Below are 18439 nucleotides of genomic sequence, written 5' to 3' on the forward strand. Positions count from 1 at the left end.
CGCCCGGTGCCGAGAGCATGCTTTACTTCCGCGTGCCCGACGCAACGAAATCCTCCACGGTCCCCGTACCGCCGCGCTCGCGAATATTCGCCGACCTCACACCGCTGCGTGCCTCACCGGACTACCGGCGGCTGTGGTGCGGCAACACGATCTCCTGGATGGGCCAGCAGATGACCGCGCTCGCGGTCTCCCTCCAGGTCTACGACCTCACCCACTCCACCTTCGCGGTCGGTCTGGTCGGCCTCTGCTCCCTCGTCCCGCTCGTCGTCTTCGGTCTCTACGGCGGTGCCATCGCCGACACCGTCGACCGCCGCAAACTCGGCCTCTACAGCGCGAGCGGCGCCACCGTCCTCTCCGTCGTCCTGGCCGCCGCGGCGCTCGCCCACCGGCACCATGTGGCGCTGCTCTACGGCGTCGTCGCCCTCCAGGCCGTGTGCTTCGCGATCAACTCCCCGGCGCGTTCGTCGATGATCCCGCGGCTGCTGCCCGTCGAGCAGCTGCCCGCCGCCAACGCCCTCAACTCGCTGACCAGCAACCTCGGCATGATGGGCGGCCCGATGCTGGGCGGCGTCATCGTCGGGCTGTGGGGCTATCAGGCCGCCTACCTGATCGATGTGGCCGCCTTCGGCGCCTCCCTGTACGCGATGTGGCGGCTGCCCGCGATGCGGCCCGAGCAGGGCGACGGCGACAGCGAGCAGCGGCGCCGCGCCTCCGTCCTGGACGGGCTGCGGTTCCTCGCCACCCGCCCCAACCTGCGGATGACGTTCTTCACCGACCTCGCCGCGATGGTGCTGGCCCAGCCGCGGGCGCTCTTCCCCGCCGTCGCGGTGCTGTGGTTCGCGGGCGATGCGAAGACGGTGGGGCTGCTGGTCGCCGCGCCCGCCGTCGGCGCCGTCCTCGGCGGGCTGTTCTCCGGCTGGCTCGGCGGCATCCGCCGCCACGGGCTGGCGATCCTGCTGGCCGTCGCCTCCTGGGGCGCGGCCGTCGCCTGCTTCGGCCTGGCCCGCAACCTCTGGCTCGGCCTGTTCTTCCTGGCCGTCGCGGGCTGCGCCGACACCGTCTCGATGGTCTTCCGCTCCACCATGCTGCAGGCCGCGACGCCGGACCGGATGCGCGGCCGCCTCCAGGGCGTCTTCATCGTGGTCGTCGCGGGCGGCCCCCGCCTCGGCGACTTCCTCGCCGGTTCGGCCGCCGATCTGACCTCCCCGGCGGTCGCCGTCATCGGCGGCGGCCTCGCCTGCGTCCTGACCGTCACCGCCCTCGGCCTGGGCCGCCGCGCCTTCGCCCGCTACGACGCCCGCGACCCGCAGCCGTAACGGGCGTACGGGCGCGGGGCCGCCGGAGGCCCGGCCCGGCCGGGCGTGCGGGGTGGCCGGGAACGGGCCAGACTCGGATACGGGGGTACTCGCGCACGCAGCAGTCCACCTCCGAAAGGCATGCCGTGCAGCCGCAACCGATCCCGTACCGTCCCCGGGCCCGCGGCGGCGGCCGGGTGACGCCCGGCGCCCCGGGCCACGGGCGGTACGGCCCCGCCGCGACCGATCCGGTCACCCCGCCCGACCCCGGCGGCCCCGCGCCCGTCCCGACGCCCGAGCCTGTGCCGCTGCCCCCCGACCCGGGCGGCCCGCCTCCCGATCCGGACGGGCCGGCACCGGAGCCCGGCGGGCCGCCGCCGGGGCCCGTCCCCGAACCGCCGCCGGGGCCTGTCCCCGAACCGCCGCCGGGGCCTGTCCCCGAACCGCCGCCGGGTCCCGTTCCGGGGCCGCCGGGGCCCGAGCCGTCCCCGATCCCGCGCCCGCCGGGGCCCGATCCCGTACCGGATCCGTCACCGGCACCGTCGCCGCTGAGCTGAGACGGCCGCGCGCCCGTAGCCCCGCCGAGCCGATCGTCCCCGTCCCACCGAGGAGGTGCTGTTCATGGCCATCGCCACGGTCAACCCGGCCACCGGCGAAACGCTCAAGACCTTCGAACCGCTCAACCCGGGCGAGCTCGAAGACCGCCTGGTCCTCGCCGAGCAGGCGTACGAAGCGCACCGGCGCACCTCGTTCGCCATCCGCGCCGGATGGCTGCACGAGGCCGCCGCCCTGCTGGACGCGGACCACGACGCCGTCGCCCGCACCATGACCACCGAGATGGGCAAGACGCTCGTGGCGGCCCGCGCCGAGGTCGCCAAATGCGCCAAGGCCATGCGCTGGTACGCCGACCACGCCGCCGCCCTCCTCGCCGACGAGCACCCCGACCCCGCCGACGTCCGCGACTCCGGTGCGGCCCGCGCCGTGGTGCGCTACCGCCCGCTGGGCGTCGTCCTCGCCGTGATGCCGTGGAACTTCCCGCTCTGGCAGGTCGTACGGTTCGCCGCGCCGACCCTGATGGCCGGGAACACCGGGCTGCTCAAACACGCCTCCAACGTTCCGCAGACCGCCCTCTACCTGGAGGAACTGTTCCGCCGGGCCGGATTCCCCACCGGATGCTTCCAGACCCTGCTGATCGGCTCGGGCGCGGTGGAGGGCGTACTGCGTGATCCGCGGATCGCGGCCGCCACCCTCACCGGCAGCGAACCGGCCGGTCGCGCGGTCGCCTCCGTCGCGGGCGACGAGATCAAGAAGACGGTGCTCGAACTCGGCGGCAGCGATCCGTTCGTCGTGCTGCCCTCCGCCGACCTCGACGCCGCGGTGCGGGTCGCGGTGACCGCCCGGGTCCAGAACAACGGCCAGTCCTGCATCGCCGCCAAACGCTTCCTCCTGCACACCGACATCCACGACGCGTTCGCCGAACGGTTCACCGCCGCGATGGCCGCGCTCACCATCGGCGACCCGATGGACGAGAGCACCGACGTCGGACCGCTCGCCAGCGCACAGGGCCGCTCCGATCTGGAGGAGCTGGTAGACGACGCGGTGCACCGCGGCGCCACCGCGCTCTGCGGCGCCCGCCGCCCGCCGCAGCACCCGGCGGGCTGGTTCTACGAGCCGACGGTCCTCACCGGCATCACCCCCGACATGCGCATCCACCACGAGGAGGCGTTCGGTCCGGTCGCCTCGCTCTACCGCGTCGCCGACCTCGACGAGGCGGTGGCCGTCGCCAACGACACCCCGTTCGGCCTCAGTTCCAACGCCTGGACCCGCAACGAGGCCGAACAGGAACGCCTCGCCCGCGACCTGCGCGCCGGGGGCGTGTACTTCAACGGCATGACCGCCTCCCACCCCGGCCTGCCCTTCGGCGGCGCCAAACGCTCCGGCTACGGCAGGGAGCTGTCCGGCCACGGCATCCGGGAGTTCTGCAACGTCACGACCTTGTGGTACGGGCCGTAGGGGCGCGCCTCAGGGGGAGAGGACCGGCCGCCGTTCCTGATCCGTAGGGCGGCGGCCCGGTCCCGTACGGGACGGGCCGGGGAGCGGGCCAGGCCCCTTGGGGGACGGGCCGGGGCGGGGAGCGGGAGCGTCCTCACCCCCCGTCCGCCGCTGCTTCCCCGTCCGTGGGCCCCTCCCCGTCCGGGACCACGAACTCGCACCACAGCGCCTTGCCGGAACCGCGGGGTTCGGCGCCCCAGGAGTCGGACAGCGCCTCCACCAGCATCAGGCCCCGTCCGGACGTGGCCGTCTCGCCGGGGCTGCGGCGCCGGGGCCACTGGCTGGAGCGGTCCTCGACCTCCAGCCGGATCCGCCGCGGTTCGCCGGGCAGCAGTTCCATCGTCACCAGCGCCCCGCTCTCCGTGTGCGTCAGCGCGTTGGCGATCAGCTCGCTCGCCGCCACCTCGATGTCGTACCTCACCGGTCCGGCCCGCCACTGGTCCACCGTGCGCCGCAGTGTCGACCGGACATCGGCGGCGCCCGACGGATCGGCCTGGTGCACATGGAGCCGCAGCCGTGGCACCGCGCTGGTGCCCGGGTCCGGTACCCGCCGCAGCAGCAACAGCGCCAGATCGTCCTCCGACCCGGGCGCCGACCACAGCAGCTCCGCGAGCTGGTCGGCGAGCGCCCCCAACTCCTGGGGACCCGCCCGTACCGCCGCCGTCAGCGCGTCGATGCCGGCCGCGATGTCCTGCCCCGGCTGCTCCACCAGACCGTCGCTGCACAGCAGCAGCGTCGAACCGGGCTCCAGGAACAGCTGCGTCTCGGGAAAGTGGTCGTGCCCGAACGCGGTGGCCACGCCGAGCGGCAGCCCGCCGCGGATCTCCGGCCAGTCCACATGCCCGGAACCGTCCCGGACCAGCGGCCCGAGATGCCCGGCCCGCGCCACATGCAGCGCCCCCGAGTCCAGATCCGCCTGCACGTAGGTGCAGGTCGCGAAGCGGTCGGTCTCCAGCTCCGCCAGGAACCGCGACGCCCGCACCAGCACCGTCTCCGGGGAATGCCCCTCGCTCGCGTACGCCCGCAACGCGATCCGCAACTGCCCCATCACCGCCGCCGCGTGGGTGTCGTGCCCCTCGACGTCGCCGACCACCAGCCCCGTACGGCCCTGCGGCAGGGCGATCACGTCGTACCAGTCGCCGCCGATGTCGCGGCCCACGCTCGCCGGGTGGTACCGCACCGTCACCTCGCCGCCGGGGATCTCCGGCACCCGGCGCGGCAGCATCGTCGCCTGGAGGCCCGTCGCGAACTCCCGCTCCTGGTCGAAGAGGGTCGCCCGCTGCAACGACTGCGCCACCACACCCGCCAGCGCCAGCGCCAGGTTCCGCGCCTCGGCGGACTGCCCCGACGGCTCGTTGCCGAACAGGCCCAGCGCCCCGATGACGGTGTCCTGCGCGACCAGTGGCAGGAACGACGCGCTGCCCGGCGGAAGCATCTCCCCGTACGGCCGCAGCCGCGGGAACCGCGCGATCATCTCGCCGCGGGTGCGCAGAAAGCTGGGGCGCCGCGACGCCACCGTGTCGGACAGCGGCAGCGTGTCGTCCAGCCGTGAGCGCAGCATGTCCTCGGGCACGTCGCCGTCCAGCCCCGCCGCCGCGATCACCTCGAACCGGCCGCCCGCCACCAGCCCGAGGACCAGCGCGTCCGCCCCGAACCGCCGGGCCCCGCCCGGACCGGTCAGCACCCGCGTCACATCGGCCACCGACATCGCCCGCGCCATCGCCGCCGTGGTCTGCTGCACCATCACCGTCTGCCGCTGCCGCTCCTGCTGCAACGACCGCAGCAGCGCCGAGTCCGCCAGCTCGTTCGACGCCTCCCGCACCACCCCGATCACCCGGTACGGCATACCGTCCGCGTCGTGCAGGATCCGGCCCTGGGAGTGTGCCCAGTGCATCGTCCCGTCGCGGTACCGCACCCGGAAGTACGCGCCGTACGAGGAGGCGCCGTCCTGGAGCGCCAGCGACAGTGCCCGGTCCAGCCGCGCGCCCTCCTCCGGCGGCACCCGCGCGGACAGCGACAGCGGTTCGCCGTCCCATTCGCCGGCCCGCAGGTCGTACATCCTCAGCGCGCCGTCGTCGAGGTTCATGTGGCCGCTGGTCAGGTCCCAGTCGAACGTGCCCATGAGATTGAGGTCGAGGCGGCGGCGCAGGCCGATCGGCTCATGGTGCGAGACGCCCGGCGCCTCCTCGGGTACCGCGCGCACCCCCGGGGCGGCCAGCGGGTCGTAGCGGCGGCCGGGATCCCCGCCCCTCCCGGCGGTCACCAAAGCGCCCGTCGCCCGGCTGCCACGGGCGTACGGGAACGGAGGAGGGGCGGCGCCGCGGCCCGGTCCGGGCGGTGCGGCGCCGCACGGACGTGCGGGCCCCGGGCCCGCGGCCGCGCGCCGTTGACCAGGGCCGGTATCCACCGGGACGCGGCCATGCGCTCACCCTAGGCCGGGGTGCGGTCCGCCGCATGTCCCGCTCCCCCGGCCGGGGCGCCAGGCCGACGGCCGGCTCCACGCCCTCGGCGCGGCAGACGTCCCGCGCCGCGGCGGCCACCGCATACTGCGCCTCGTCGCCGGCGCCCGCGTCGCCCGTCACCAGTACGGCGGACTCGCCCTTACGGTGGGGGCGTTCGGGGAAGGGGAACGCGCCGGTCGCGCCGCCCCGGGGTGCGGCGGCGGCCGTGCGGACCCGGGCGCCGAACTGGACTTATGTGCGGCGCTGAGTGCCGAGTGCGGGAGTTTTCGGTGCGCTCGGTGCCGTATGAGGTGAGAGGTGCGCGGTCCGCCGCCGACCGCGTCCGGCACCCGGCGCCGCCAACGGGCAGGCCGGGGCCGCGTACCCACCCGCCCCGCGCCCGGCGTGCGCCCCCCGCCACGCCCGTACGCCGTCGCGCCGCCCCGCCCCCGAAGCGGCCGAAGGAGCGCTGTGCGGCGCCCCACCGCGCCACTACAGTCCTGGCCAACCGGTGTGCTCGGCGAAGGGGGCGTGGCGTGATCGAGCTGTCCAGCGTGATCAGGGACCTGCGGGACGAGCTGGAACAGGCGGTCGCCGCGGCCGAAGGGGAGGCGCTCCGCTTCGAGTTGGGGACGATCGAGCTGGAGGTCTCGGTGGCGCTGGAGCGCACCGGGCAGGCGGGGGCGAAGGTCAGGTTCTGGGTGGTGGAGACCGACGCGGACGCGACCGTCGCCGCCACCTCGACCCAGCGCCTCACCCTCGCCCTGCGGCCGACCCTCACCGGCCCGGACGGCCCGGACAGCTCGGGTTCCTCGGCCTATGTCGCCGGAACCGCAGAGCCCGACGAGTCGTGAGCCCCGGGGCGTACGCGCCGGGCGGCCCCGACCCCCGGCGCGTGGTCCAGATCCTCACCGAACGGAGCGCGGGGCCCCCGTGGCGCGGATCGGGCTACCGGGTGAGCGACGGCGCCGTGCTCACCGCCGCACATGTGGTCAGCGACGCTGCATCGGTCCGGCTGCGCTTCGTCACCGAGAACGGCGGCACGGCCGAACTGCCCGCCGAGCCGGTCTGGACGGACACCGGCATCGATGTCGCGGTCCTGCGGATCGTGGACGGGACGGGCCTCCCGGGCGGCCCCTCGGTCCCGCCGGTGCGGTTCGCCCGCATCACGGCGCCCGTGGCGTGCGAGGCGCTGGGGTTCCCCCGCTTCCGGCTGCGCCGCGACCCCGCGGCCACGGAACGCACCGGGTCCCGGTACCGCGACACCCACCACGCCCGCGGCTCGGCGACGCCGTTGTCGTATCTCCGCGCCGGTCTGCTGGAGATCACCGTGGACGGGCCGGGGCACGACCCGGACCACTCCCCGTGGGAGGGGATGTCGGGCGCCGCGGTGTGGAGCGACGGCTGTCTGATCGGGGTGGTCAGCGAGCACCCCGCAGGCGACGGGCCCGGCCGCCTCGCGGCGAGCCGGGTGGAGCGCTGGTACCCGCTGCCCGAGGACCGGCGCGACGCGCTCCACGGCCTGATCGGCCTGCCGGCCGGCCCCGACGCGCTCACCGCGCTGCCGCCGGCCGCCGAGCCGGACGCACCCGAGCCGGACGATCCGCCGGAGGTGCGGGCGGCCGCCGTACGGCTCGTCCGCGATCTGGACCAGCAGTGGCGCAAGGAACAGGAACAACGGAAGGTGCACCACCCCTTCCCGCTGAACGTGCGCTTCCGGTGCACCCCCGCCCGGGACCTGTTCGACCACTGGGAGAACATCCGCGAGGACCCGTCCGCCACGACCGCGGCGCCGCTCCCGCTGGACGGCGGGGTCACACGGATCGCGGCGGTCCACGCCTCGGTCCCGTCCGGCCGCCTGGTGGTGCTCGGTGAGGCCGGTTCCGGGAAGTCGGTCCTCACCCTGCGCTTCGTCCTCGACCGGCTCGCCACCCGTAAGCCCGGCGCACCCGTACCGGTGCTCTTCGGCCTGGGGTCGTGGGACCCGTCCACCGTCTCGCTGCGCGACTGGATGAGCGGCCAACTGGTGCGCGACCACCCCTTCCTCGCCACCCCCGACGGGCACGGCGGGACCCTCGCCGGCGCCCTCGTCGACGCGCGCCGCATCCTGCCCGTGCTCGACGGCCTCGACGAACTGGCCGCGGGACTGCGTCCCCGGGCACTCGGCGTCCTGCACGGCACCACCCTGCCCCTGCTGCTCACCAGCCGCCCCGCCGAGTACCGCGCGGCCGTGGAACGCACCGGTGTGCTCGGCAAGGCCGCCGTCGTCGAACTGTGCCCCCTCACCGTCGACGACTACGGCTCCTACCTGTGCCGCGCCGCCGGACCGCCCGCGGGGGGCGACCCGGACAAGCACGGATGGAAGCCGGTCCTGGACACACTCCGGGAGGAGCCGTCCGCCCCCGGCGCGGCCCGCCTCGGCGCGGTGCTCACCACCCCGCTGATGGTCTCCCTCGCCCGCGCCGTCTACAGCGACACCCTCGGGCAGGACCCCGGGAAGCTCCTGGACACCGTGCGCTTCGAGAACCCCGAGGCCCTGCGGGCCCACCTCCTGGCCGCCTTCCTCCCCGCCGTCTACGACCGCCCACCGGACGACCGCGCCGCCGGAACCGGGCGCCGGTGGAAACCCGAACGCGCCCGGAAGTGGCTCGGCCACCTCGCCGCGGATCTGCACGCCCGCGGCACGCGCGACCTCGCCTGGTGGGAGGTGGGTCTCACCGTGCCCCGCGCCACCCGCATGCGCGTGATCGGCTTCCTCGCCGCACTCGCCTTCGGCCTGACCACCGGCATCGGCAACCTCCCGGTGGACCTCGTCGCCACCCCGCACGGCCCCGGATTCGCGTCCGCTCGCGGTCTCCTGGTCGGCCTGCTGCACGGCGCCATCACCGGACTCGTCTTCGGGATGGTGTACGGCCGCCTCGCCCGCGGGACGCCGGTCACCCCCTCGCATCTGCGCATACGGCTCTTCGGCGGGGGCCGGGAGCGGTCCGCGCCGTTCGGCCGCCGGTTCCTGCTGGGCGTCGTGTTCGGGGTGCCGGCCGGGCTGGCGCTGGTGCTGGCCGACCGGTGCGTGGTGGCGCCGCTCGGGTTCGACGACGGACTCGACGGCGGGCCCCTGGGTGCGGTCCTGCTCCCGCTCCAGCTCGGACTGGGCGCCGGGCTGGTCCTCGGCGTCATGACCCGCGTGGAGGTCCCCCTCGCCACCGATACGGCGGTCAGCGCCGCGGACCTGCTGCACACCAACCGCCGGAACGTCGTCGTCCATATGCTGGTGTGGCTGCTGGTGTTCGGGATCCCCGGCGGGTTCGCCGCCGGGCTCACCGAGGGGCCGGTCCGCGGGGTGCTGGCCGGGCTGGTCTTCGGCCTTGAGGGCGCCTTCGGCGGTGGCCTCGGATACGGGCTGAGCTTCACCGCCTGGGGCCAGTGGGTGGCCCTCGCCCGCATCTGGCTGCCGCTCACCGGCCGGGCGCCCTGGGCCCTGATCGCCTTCCTGGACGACGCCCGGCGGCGCGGCGTGCTGCGCCGGGCCGGTGCGGTCTACCAGTTCCGCCACGCCAGCCTCCAGGACCACCTGGCTCACGACTTCCGGGAGCGGCACCCCTCGCGGGCGCCGGTCCCGGAACCACCCGCCACCGGACAAGCGTCCTGATAGCGGGAACTGCCGGTCATCTCGTACCGACCGGATCACCGACGCACCGACCCACGGGGGGTGGCACATGGCCGCCGCGCACAGCACACCGACACCGACGACGACAGGTCCGGCACCGAGGGATACGGCGGCGCCGCGGCGGAAGCGGCCCGGCCCGGCGGGCGCGGTGCGGCGCGCCCTGTGCCCGGTGGTGGCCGTCGCGGCCACCGTCGCCGCCGTGGGGGCGGGCGGCGCTCCGGCGGCGGCCGCGCGGCCCGCGCCGCCCGCGCTCGCGTACGCCTGCCAGCTGCCCTGGATCGGCGAACAGCGGGCCACGGCGCGGATCCATGCGGATATCCCGGGCTCGGTCGCGGTCGGCGCGCGCAGCCGGACGTTCCCGATCGGCGCCACGACACCGGTGGCCGCGGGCGTCACCTCGCTGCTCGGCCAGGTCGGGGTGGTGAGCGCCGAGGGGACGGTGACCGCGCGGATCGGCGTGGCCGCACCACAGGGCGACCGCCAGGTCACGGTGGCCCTCACCATCCCCCGGACCGCCGTCCCGGCATCCGGCACCCTGGTCGTGGCGGCGCACGGCACCGCGCCCGCGATGATCTTCAGCCGCCCGGGCCCCGGCCGGCTCACCGCCGGTGACCTCGTGCTGCATCTCGTCGGACGGGCGTCGGACGGCAGCGTGCGGGGCGTGATCGACGCGCGGTGCACGCCGTCGGGCGGACGGCCCGTCGCCATCGCCTCGTTCACGATCACGCGGGCCCCGGCGGACCCGGGACCGTCCCCCACCCCCGGCCCGGGCCCGCGGCCGTCCCGCCCCGCCGACGGAGGCGCTGACGGGAGGAGACCGGCGGGCCACCGCCCGGCGCCGGGTTCGCTCCCGGGCACCGGTCAGGACGTCGGCTTCGTGGTCCTCCCGGCCGTCGGCACGCTCGCCGCGGGCGTCGCCGCGTGGGGGGACGGGGTCCGGCGGAAGCAGGGCCATGCGGCCGGCGACGGATCCTGAACTCCGCGGCCCTGCCCGGCGGGTGGCCGCCCGCCGGTGCCGGGTTCCGTCTCAGGACGGCGCCCACCCCGTCGCCGCCGCCCACCCCGTCGTCGCCGCCCGCCGCTCGGCCCCGAGCATCAGTGCCTCGGTGGCCGGTTCCTTGATCTGGCCGTAGGCGGCGAGGTCCGGCACCTGCGCGGCGAGCCGCTGTGTGAACGTGCCCCAGGCCCGGCGGGCGGCGGCGTCCGCGCGCAGGTGGTCGCGGAAGAGCAGCGCGTACCGGGCGTGGGGCGCAGTCCTTCGCCGCCAGACCCGGTACGGAGGTGGAGCCCACAGGGTCGACCGCGACCGCGAGGTCCCCCAGAACGGTCCGCAGCCGGGCGGCGTGCCCGGTGAACTCCCGTGGCCAGCACGTCCGGTAGGCGACCACGGCCACCGGGGTGATCTCGTCGTCGAAGGGCATGGGCGGACGCTACCGCCCCGGTGGCCGCGCGGATCCCCCGTGTGCGCCCCCCGTGCCGTGTCCGCCGGGCGCACTCCCGTCCGCCGCCGTCGGCCTCCTACGCCGCCCGGGCCTCAGTGCGCGTCACCGGTACGGGTGCGCTCCAGGATCGCGGTGAGGTCCGTGCCGGGCGGCAGGGTGCCGAAGGCGTTGCCCCACGCCCCGTCCAGCCGGGAGGCGCAGAACGCGTCGGCGACCGCCGGGGAGCTGTACCGCACCAGCAGCGCCCCCTGGAGCACCAGCGCCATCCGCTCGGCAACGGTGCGGGCCAGCAGCTGCGCCCGCTCCGGGTCGTCCAGCTCGCCCAGCAGCTTCCGCAGCCCGGCGGCGGCGGCGTCCAGCCGCCGGTCGGCGCCCGCGGCCGCGTCGATCTCCGCGAAGTAGGCGTCCCGCGCTTCCGGTTCGCGCTGCAGTGCCCGCAGCACGTCGAGCGCCGCGACATTGCCCGAGCCCTCCCAGATCGACAGCAGCGGCGCCTCCCGGTAGAGCCGCGGCATCCCGGACTCCTCGACGTAGCCGTTGCCGCCCAGGCACTCCAGCGCCTCGCCGACATGGGTGCTGCCGCGCTTGCACACCCAGTACTTGGCGGCCGCCAGCGCCAGCCGCCGCAGTGCCGCCTCCCGCGCGTCCCCGGCCTGCGAGCGGTCCACGGCGGCCGCCAGCCGCATCCCCAGCAGCGTCGCCGCCTCCGACTCGACGGCGAGATCCGCGAGGACCGACCGCATCAGCGGCTGGTGGTCCAGCGCCCGGCCGAACGCCTGCCGGTGCGCGGTGTGGTGGAGCGCCTGCCGCAGCCCGGCCCGCATCGCGGCGGCCGACCCCAGCACGCAGTCCAGGCGGGTCATGTTGACCATCTCCACGATGGTCCGCACCCCGCGCCCCGGCTCGCCCACCGGCCAGGCCACCGCCGCCTCGTACTCGATCTCCGCCGACGCGTTGGAGCGGTTGCCGAGCTTGTTCTTGAGGCGCATCAGCCGCAGCCCGTTCCGGCTGCCGTCCGGGAGGACGCGCGGTAGCAGAAAACAGCTGAGACCCTCCGCTGTCTGTGCCAAGGTCAGGAAGACATCGCTCATCGGTGCGGAGGTGAACCACTTGTGGCCGGTGATCCGGTAGCTCCCGTCGGCGGCGGCCACCGCGCGCGTGGTGTTGGCGCGGACGTCGGAGCCGCCCTGCTTCTCCGTCATCGACATGCCCGCGATCAGGCCCGACTTGGTCAGCGGCGGCCGCAGCCCGTAGTCGTAGCGGCGGGCGGTGAGCAGCGGTTCGTACGCCGCCGCCAACTCGGGTGCGGCCCGCAGTGCCGGGACGGCGGCGTACGTCATCGACACCGGACAGCCGTGGCCCGGCTCGGCCTGGGACCAGAGGTAGAACTTCGCGGCGCGCACCAGATGGGCGCCGGGCCGGTCGTCCGCCCAGGGTGCGGCGTGCAGCCCCTGCTCCACGGCGACGGTCATCAGCTGATGCCAGGCGGGGTGGAACTCGACCTCGTCGACGCGGTGGCCGAAGCGGTCGTGGGTGTGCAGCCGGGGCGGCACCTCCTCCGCCCAGCGGGACTGCTCCTGGACGGCCGCGGTGCCCGCCAGCGCGCCCAGTTCGGTCACCTCCCGCTCGCCCCATCCGGCGCCTTCCCGGCGCAGCGTCTCCAGCAGGGCCGGCTCGTCCGCGGCGGTGAAACCGGTCAGCGGCGGCGGCTGATTCACGACTTCATGAGTGACGGTCATACCTCGACGTTACAGTTGTACGACAAGCGTGGAAAGGATGTAATGAATGAACGGCGCGGACGGCTGTGACGGCACCCGCGGGACGCCCCCCACGGGCACCCTGCGGAGCGCGGCGGACAATGCGGAGGACCTGGGGGTACGGCCGCTCACCGCGCGCTCCGTCGTCCTCAGCACCCTCCTCGGAAACCATCCGGCGCAACTGCCGGTCCGCGCCCTCGTCCGTATCGGGGAACTCTTCGGCATCGCCGAGGGCACGGTCCGTGTCGCACTCTCCCGCATGGTGGCCGCCGGAGACCTCACCCACGCCGACGGGGACTACGCCCTCACCTCCCGGCTGCTGGCCCGCCAGCGCCGTCAGGACGACAGCCGCACCCCGCACACCCTGCCGTGGACCGGTGTCTGGGAGATCGCCCTGGTCACCGGCGAGCGCCGGACCGCCGCCGAACGCACCGCGCTGCGCCGCGCCATGGACGGGCTGCGCCTGGCCGAGCTGCGCGAGGGCAGCTGGCTGCGCCCCGCCAACCTCGACCGGCCCCGCCCGGCCGCCGCCGACCAGTGCACCTGGCTCACCGGCACCCCCGACGGTGACCCGGTCGCCCTCGCGGGAAAGCTCTGGGACCTCGACGGCTGGGCCGCCCGCGCCCGCGACCTCGACGCCCGGCTCGGCGCCGCCGACGACCCCGCGCACCGCTTCACCGTCGCCGCCGCGGCCCAGCGCCATCTGCTGACCGACCCGCTGCTGCCCGCGGCCCTGCTGCCCGCCGACTGGCCCGGCGGCGCCCTGCGGCAGAGCTACGACGCCTTCGTCGACCACCTACGCGATCTGCTCCACCACTACCTCTCGCCGGTCGCCGCCCCCACGACGTCCGGCTCCGGAACCGGTCCCGCGGGTGCTGTACGGTCCGGAGCCGCCGGGGCCCGCCGCCGGACCTCGTAGCCCACCAGCACCACCGCCACCAGGATCCAGCCAGCGGGTACCGGGCTTCAGCCCGGTAGGGAAGGGTTTCTCACTGCCGCACTGTTGCCGCAGTGTTTCCCTCCCCTCCGAGTGCCCGATTCCGCGGCGCGGCGGGCCCGCTCACCGCGGCAGTACGCACACCGCAGCCGCCGCCGCGAACGGCTCCCCGCGCCGCACCAGCGCACCGGAGTCCGCGTCGACCGCGAACACCGTCACCGTCCCCGACTTCTGGTTCGCCGCGAACAACAGCCGCCCGTCCGGCGAGAAGGCGATCTGCCGCGGGAAGTCGCCGCCCACCGGCACCGTGTCCAGCAGCCGCAGCCGCGCCCCGCCGTCCTCGACCGCGTACCGCGTCAGACTGTTGTGCCCCCGGTTGGCCAGGAACGCGAACGTGCCGTCCGCGGTGACCAGCAGCTGCGCCGGACAGCTGGTGCCCTCGCCGGTCCCGGTCGGCTGCGGCTCGCCCGGAGTCAGCCGCCCGCTGCCCCGGTCGTAGCCGCAGACCACCACCGTGTTGTCGACCTCGTTCGCCAGATACGCGAACCGGCCCGACGGATGGAACGTCAGATGCCGCGGCCCCGCCCCCGGCCGCAGCGCCGCCCGCGACACCTCGCCCAGCGTCCCGGCGGACGTGTCCAGCCGGTAGGTGTAGACCGTGTCGGTCCCCAGGTCCACCGCGAGGACATGGCCGCCGTCCGGGGAGGTGACGATCTGGTGCGCGTGCGGCCCGTCCTGGCCCGGGCCGGGCGGCGGCGCGGAGTGGATGACGAGATCCGTCCGCTCGCCCAGCGAACCGTCCGCCGGGTCGATCGGGTGCACCGCCACGCTCCCCGACGTGTAGTTGGCGCTCAGCAGCCAGCGGCCGCCCGGGTGGACCGACAGATGGCAGGGCCCGGCGCCGCCGGTGCGACGGCTGCCCAGCACCTTCGGCGGCCCCTGCTCCGGCAGCGCCAGCGCGGTCACCGCGCCCTCCTGCTGCTCGTCGACCGCGTAGAGAGCCCTGCCGTCGGGGGAGAGCGCCAGATACGACGGGTCGGGAACGCCGCCGACCGCGCTGGTGGAGGTCAGCGTGCCGTCCGCGGTGTACTCCGCGAGGACGACGCCGGCGCCGCCCGACGAGGTGTACGTCCCCAGGAACACGGCCCGCGCCGCCCGCGGCCGCCGGGCGTCCTCCCGATTCCGGTCCCGGGCCTGCGCCGGAGCGGCGTCGCGGCCGGTCAGCGCCGCGCCCCCGGCCGTGACGGCCAGCCCGGCGGCGACGCCCCCGAGAAAACGCCGACGGCCGACGCCCGGCCCCGTCCCTGCTGCGCTCATGCTCCACCTCGGTATCCGGCGCCCGCGGCCCGCGATCCCGCCGTAGATCGGCCGCCCGCGGAGGGACGGGAGCCAGCCTGACCCGGACGGCACGGCTCGGCAAGGGGACGGCGGGCCACGGGGGAGCGCGGACCGGGGCCGGCAGAACCGACGCACCGTCATACGGCGTCGGCCTTCCCCCTGTTGGGCGTGAGGTCCACCCGTACATCGCGGTGATGACAGGAAGGGCGATGCGTAGCACTTCAGAGGTACATGGGGACGGGCACCGAGGGGGATTCGGGCTACAGGCCCGATTTCATAGTGTCATGATCAAGACTGATCATGAACGAGAGGGCCCGCGACATGTACGGCAAGGCATTCGCCCCCGAGTACCAGGGCGCGCTGGGCGCGAAGCTCGGCGTCAACTCCTCCTACGAGGAGGTGCTGGCCGCCGCCACGCGCGCCCGCGCGGAGGCCGAAAGCCCGCTGGAGCGGGCCCGCGCCGCCCTCGCGGCGGGCGAGGCCAACCGCCGCCTGGGCCGGGTCGAGGCCGCCGGTGCCGCCTGGCGCGACAGCTACCGCAACGCCCGGGAGGCGGGCGACCGCGGCGCCATGGGCTGGGCGCTGTGGAGCGGCGGCACCCTCGCCCGGCAGTGCGGTGCGCTGCCGCTCGCCCGCCGTCTGCTCACCCACGCCGTCGCCCTCGCCGACGGCGCCGACCGGCTGGCCCACGGTTACGCCCTCGCCGGGCTCGCCGAGACCGGCCGTATCCAGGGCGACTACGCCGCCGTCACCGACCTCCACGAACAGCTCCTGGCGCAGGCGCGGGCCCACGGCGAGCCCCGCCACGCGGTCTGGGCGCTGTCCGGCATCGCGCAGATGCACCGCAACACCGGTGACCTCCCCAAGGCGCTGGCCCTCTTCGAGGAGTGCGTCGCCATCGCCGCCGCCGCGGACGACAGCCGCGGCCACGCCTGGTCGCTGCGCGGCGTGGCGGACGTCCGCTCGGCGCAGGGCGAGACCGGCCCCGCGTTGGAGCTGCTGTCCGAGGCGGAGGCGATATGCCGCACCATGGACCTCGCCGCCGCCCTCGCCTACAACCACAAGATGCGCGGCAACGTCCTCTTCCGTGCCGGGCGTTACGGTCAGGCACGCGAGATGTACGCCCTCGCGCTGCGGGAGTTCACGGAGATGGAGGAGCCCCGCGGCCACGCCCTGGCCGCGCTGGGCCTGGCCAAATCCCGCTCCCGGCTCGGCCGCGACCACGGCGAGACGCTCGCCGAACTCGACGTGCTGGAGCAGGTGTTCCGCCGCATCGGACTGCGGGAGGCGCTGCGGACGCTCACCGCCTTCCGGGACGAGGTGACCGCGCGGTGGGCGGCAGAAACAGACGGACTTCTCGACGGTGCCACCATGCGCCTGACTCCCGTAGCTCGCGCCACGTCGTGAAGCGGTACTCGAAGAGCCGGGCCCGCACCCGCAGCGGCGGGGCGTCCGGGAACGGATTGCCGCGCAGCAGCCGCAGCGTGTCCCGGTCACCGGCGAGCAGCCGCTCCACGAAGCCGCCGAACCAGCCGGCGGCGTAGCCCGGCGACAGCGCGGCGAACCACATCAGCCAGTCGAGCCGCAGATGGTAGGGGGCGAACTGGCGCGGCAGCCGCCCCACCTCGCCCGGCTTCCCGTGGAAGGCGTACTCCTTCCACACCGTGTCCGGCCCGTCCACCGCCGACGCCGTCCCCTCCACCACCACCTCCCGCCGCACCCGCGTGACACTGCCGAAGGCGCCGTACGAGTTGACCAGGTGCAGCGGTTCGTACGAGGTGTTCATCCGCTGGCGGCGGGCGAGGAGGTTGCGGGCCGGGCGGTAGCTGAGGACCAGGACCCCGGCGGTCAGCGCGCAGACCAGGACGGTGAACCACACCGGGGCGCCCGCCGGGAGCGGCGGCGGGGCGACCCAGGGGCGGGCCCCGGCGGCGACGGAGAGGGCGAGCGCGAGGGTCAGCCAGTTCAGCCACGCGAAGTTGCCGGAGAACACCAGCCACAGCTGCGTGACGGCCATCGCCACCGCCGCCCACCCCGCCACCGGCTGCGGGGTGAACAGCAGCACGGGCAGCGCCAGCTGCGCCACATGGTTGGCGGCCGTCTCGGCCTTGTGCAGCGGGCGCGGCAGACGGTGGAAGAACCAGCTCAGCGGCCCCGGCATCGGCTGCGTCTCGTGGTGGTAGTAGAGACACGTCAGATCGCGCCAGCAGCGGTCCCCACGCATCTTGATCAGCCCGGCGCCGAACTCCACCCGGAACAGCAGCCAGCGCAGCAGCCACATCACGAGGACCGGCGGCGCGATGTCGTCGTTGCCGAGGAAGACCGCCAGCACCCCGGTCTCCAGCAGCAGCGACTCCCAGCCGAAGCCGTACCAGGTCTGACCGACGTTCACGATCGACAGATACATCACCCACAGCACCGCCCACAGGGCCATGGCCACGCCCAGCGGCACCGCGTCGGCGGCGCCCGCGGCCACCGCGGCGGCCAGCAGCGCCCCGCACCACGCCCACGCGGCGAAGAACCGGTCCGAGTAGCGCCAATGGAAGACGGACGGCGCGGCGCGGAACGGTACCAGTGCCACGAAGCGCGGCACGGGCAGCATCCCCTGCGCGCCGATCAGCGCCCGGAACTGCCGCGCCGCGGCCACGAACGCGGTCAGATAGACGAGGGCCAGCAGCCGCTGGAAGACCAGGCGGCCGAGCCAGTAACCGGAGTCGGTGAACCAATCCACCCGCCCAGGGGTAGCACCACCCGGCGCCGTCCCGTGGGCAGACGCTCCGGCCGCCACCCGACGCGCCGGTCCGGCCGGGCGGCGGCCCCCGGGCGGACCGGCGGCGGTCATCCGAATGGCGGGCCCCGCCGGGCGGCCGCGGCCCCCGTCGGCCACCCCGTCCGGGCCGATGACCGGGGCCGACGCGCCGCGGACGGAACCCGAGCCGGGGACAGCGGGGGACGAAGCCGCCGGGAAAAGTCGCGCGTGAGGGGTGAGGTGTCGTTAGGGTGGGGGACGACGGACGACCCTCCTGGGAGACGCCAACACCATTTGGCCCGTCGCGGGAACGCCACAAACCCTGGCCGACCTCCCGGTTTGTGAACCAGGCGCCACCGCGTCGGAATCCATATCTCTGATGAAGGAGTGCGTGGTGGCATTCGACAAGACGCAGTACAGGGAGCCCCGCTCCAAGCAGCGTGAACGACCCGGCCGTATCAAGGAAGTCCGCAACCTTGAGGTGTGGGGCCGCTGCGCCCCGGTCCGGCTCGCCGGCTGTGACGAGGAGCCCGTCGAGCCGCACATCTTCCGCGGCATCGACTGACCCGGAGCCCCCCGTCCGCCCCCGGACCCCGGGGCGCGGAGGGATTCCTGGCACCGCAGCACCGCAGCACCGCCCGCTCCCGGCCGGGAGCGGCGCCCGCCCGGGGGGGGGCCCCGGGCGGGGGGCCCCCCCCCCCCCGCGGGCGGGGGGCGCCCGGGGGTGACGCCCCCCCTCACGCCAGGCGCGGGGCGCCCCA

The 18439-nt window shown here is 75.2% G+C and carries 13 protein-coding genes and 2 pseudogenes; 8 read left to right on the plus strand and 7 right to left on the minus strand.

The annotated features are described in order from the left end of the window. Window positions 1-17: 17 nt before the first annotated feature. Window positions 18-1316 carry an MFS transporter gene (locus tag ACFWWQ_RS02800; RefSeq protein WP_384588993.1) on the plus strand — a complete coding sequence of 433 codons (1299 nt, stop codon included), beginning with the start codon at window positions 18-20 and terminating at the stop codon, window positions 1314-1316. Between the two features lie 600 nt (window positions 1317-1916). Then, window positions 1917-3308, plus strand: coding sequence for an NADP-dependent succinic semialdehyde dehydrogenase (locus ACFWWQ_RS02805; RefSeq protein ID WP_384588996.1), 1392 nt, complete (start codon window positions 1917-1919; stop codon window positions 3306-3308). Between the two features lie 133 nt (window positions 3309-3441). Here ACFWWQ_RS02805 and ACFWWQ_RS02810 read toward each other — a convergent pair whose 3' ends face one another. Next, a complete protein-coding gene (locus ACFWWQ_RS02810) occupies window positions 3442-5610 on the minus strand; it encodes a SpoIIE family protein phosphatase (RefSeq protein WP_384588999.1) in 2169 nt (722 codons plus the stop codon). Window positions 5611-6324: 714 nt separating this feature from the next. Here ACFWWQ_RS02810 and ACFWWQ_RS02815 point away from each other — a divergent pair. The 3 genes from ACFWWQ_RS02815 (at window position 6325) to ACFWWQ_RS02825 (ending at window position 10431) form a co-directional block, all read left to right on the plus strand. Beyond that, a complete protein-coding gene (locus tag ACFWWQ_RS02815; RefSeq protein WP_384589002.1) occupies window positions 6325-6642 on the plus strand; it encodes a trypco2 family protein in 318 nt (105 codons plus the stop codon). A 41-nt stretch (window positions 6643-6683) separates the two neighbouring features. Next, window positions 6684-9437, plus strand: a complete 2754-nt coding sequence (locus ACFWWQ_RS02820; RefSeq protein ID WP_384589005.1) for a trypsin-like peptidase domain-containing protein — start codon at window positions 6684-6686, stop codon at window positions 9435-9437. A gap of 67 nt (window positions 9438-9504) precedes the next feature. Further along, complete coding sequence (locus ACFWWQ_RS02825; RefSeq protein WP_384589009.1) at window positions 9505-10431, plus strand: DUF6801 domain-containing protein; 927 nt, start codon at window positions 9505-9507, stop codon at window positions 10429-10431. Window positions 10432-10482: 51 nt separating this feature from the next. On the opposite strand, the gene ACFWWQ_RS02830 is transcribed toward ACFWWQ_RS02825, so the two are convergent. From ACFWWQ_RS02830 to ACFWWQ_RS02845, 4 genes and pseudogenes are all read right to left on the minus strand, one after another. Then, entirely contained in the window at window positions 10483-10605 is a 123-nt protein-coding gene (locus ACFWWQ_RS02830) for a hypothetical protein (protein ID WP_384589534.1), read from the minus strand. A gap of 9 nt (window positions 10606-10614) precedes the next feature. Further along, window positions 10615-10749: pseudogene (locus tag ACFWWQ_RS02835) on the minus strand (hypothetical protein); the annotation flags it as partial. A 16-nt stretch (window positions 10750-10765) separates the two neighbouring features. Beyond that, a pseudogene (locus ACFWWQ_RS02840) lies at window positions 10766-10876 on the minus strand (hypothetical protein); the annotation flags it as partial. 113 nt (window positions 10877-10989) lie between these two features. Continuing rightward, window positions 10990-12636 (minus strand): acyl-CoA dehydrogenase family protein, encoded by a 1647-nt coding sequence (locus tag ACFWWQ_RS02845; RefSeq protein WP_384589012.1) that lies wholly within the window; start codon window positions 12634-12636, stop codon window positions 10990-10992. Between the two features lie 46 nt (window positions 12637-12682). On the opposite strand from ACFWWQ_RS02845, the gene ACFWWQ_RS02850 reads away from it, so the two are divergent. Next, window positions 12683-13573 carry a PaaX family transcriptional regulator C-terminal domain-containing protein gene (locus ACFWWQ_RS02850; protein WP_384589015.1) on the plus strand — a complete coding sequence of 297 codons (891 nt, stop codon included), beginning with the start codon at window positions 12683-12685 and terminating at the stop codon, window positions 13571-13573. A gap of 141 nt (window positions 13574-13714) precedes the next feature. On the opposite strand, the gene ACFWWQ_RS02855 is transcribed toward ACFWWQ_RS02850, so the two are convergent. Continuing rightward, entirely contained in the window at window positions 13715-14908 is a 1194-nt protein-coding gene (locus tag ACFWWQ_RS02855) for a lactonase family protein (RefSeq protein ID WP_384589018.1), read from the minus strand. A 342-nt stretch (window positions 14909-15250) separates the two neighbouring features. Here ACFWWQ_RS02855 and ACFWWQ_RS02860 point away from each other — a divergent pair, with 342 nt between their 5' ends. Next, window positions 15251-16336, plus strand: coding sequence for a tetratricopeptide repeat protein (locus tag ACFWWQ_RS02860; protein WP_384589510.1), 1086 nt, complete (start codon window positions 15251-15253; stop codon window positions 16334-16336). Here the strand turns inward: ACFWWQ_RS02860 and ACFWWQ_RS02865 are convergent. After that, window positions 16230-17660 (minus strand): lipase maturation factor family protein, encoded by a 1431-nt coding sequence (locus tag ACFWWQ_RS02865; RefSeq protein ID WP_384589021.1) that lies wholly within the window; start codon window positions 17658-17660, stop codon window positions 16230-16232. The two genes, ACFWWQ_RS02860 and ACFWWQ_RS02865, sit on opposite strands and share 107 nt — an antisense overlap. 412 nt (window positions 17661-18072) lie before the next feature. On the opposite strand from ACFWWQ_RS02865, the gene ACFWWQ_RS02870 reads away from it, so the two are divergent. After that, complete coding sequence (locus ACFWWQ_RS02870) at window positions 18073-18243, plus strand: hypothetical protein (RefSeq protein ID WP_384589024.1); 171 nt, start codon at window positions 18073-18075, stop codon at window positions 18241-18243. Window positions 18244-18439 lie beyond the last annotated feature (196 nt).

It is taken from the genome of Streptomyces sp. NPDC059080 (assembly GCF_042739975.1).
In the GTDB taxonomy this organism is placed as follows: domain Bacteria; phylum Actinomycetota; class Actinomycetes; order Streptomycetales; family Streptomycetaceae; genus Streptomyces; species Streptomyces benahoarensis.

Excerpts from the sequence above, each read along its gene's own strand:
- ACFWWQ_RS02800 (WP_384588993.1), top strand. The coding sequence starts at position 18 with ATGCTTTACTTCCGCGTGCCCGACGCAACGAAATCCTCCACGGTCCCC.
- ACFWWQ_RS02805 (WP_384588996.1), top strand. The coding sequence starts at position 1,917 with ATGGCCATCGCCACGGTCAACCCGGCCACCGGCGAAACGCTCAAGACC.
- ACFWWQ_RS02825 (WP_384589009.1), top strand. The coding sequence starts at position 9,505 with ATGGCCGCCGCGCACAGCACACCGACACCGACGACGACAGGTCCGGCA.
- ACFWWQ_RS02845 (WP_384589012.1), bottom strand. The coding sequence starts at position 12,636 with ATGACCGTCACTCATGAAGTCGTGAATCAGCCGCCGCCGCTGACCGGT.
- ACFWWQ_RS02850 (WP_384589015.1), top strand. The coding sequence starts at position 12,683 with ATGAACGGCGCGGACGGCTGTGACGGCACCCGCGGGACGCCCCCCACG.
- ACFWWQ_RS02855 (WP_384589018.1), bottom strand. The coding sequence starts at position 14,908 with ATGAGCGCAGCAGGGACGGGGCCGGGCGTCGGCCGTCGGCGTTTTCTC.
- ACFWWQ_RS02860 (WP_384589510.1), top strand. The coding sequence starts at position 15,251 with ATGTACGGCAAGGCATTCGCCCCCGAGTACCAGGGCGCGCTGGGCGCG.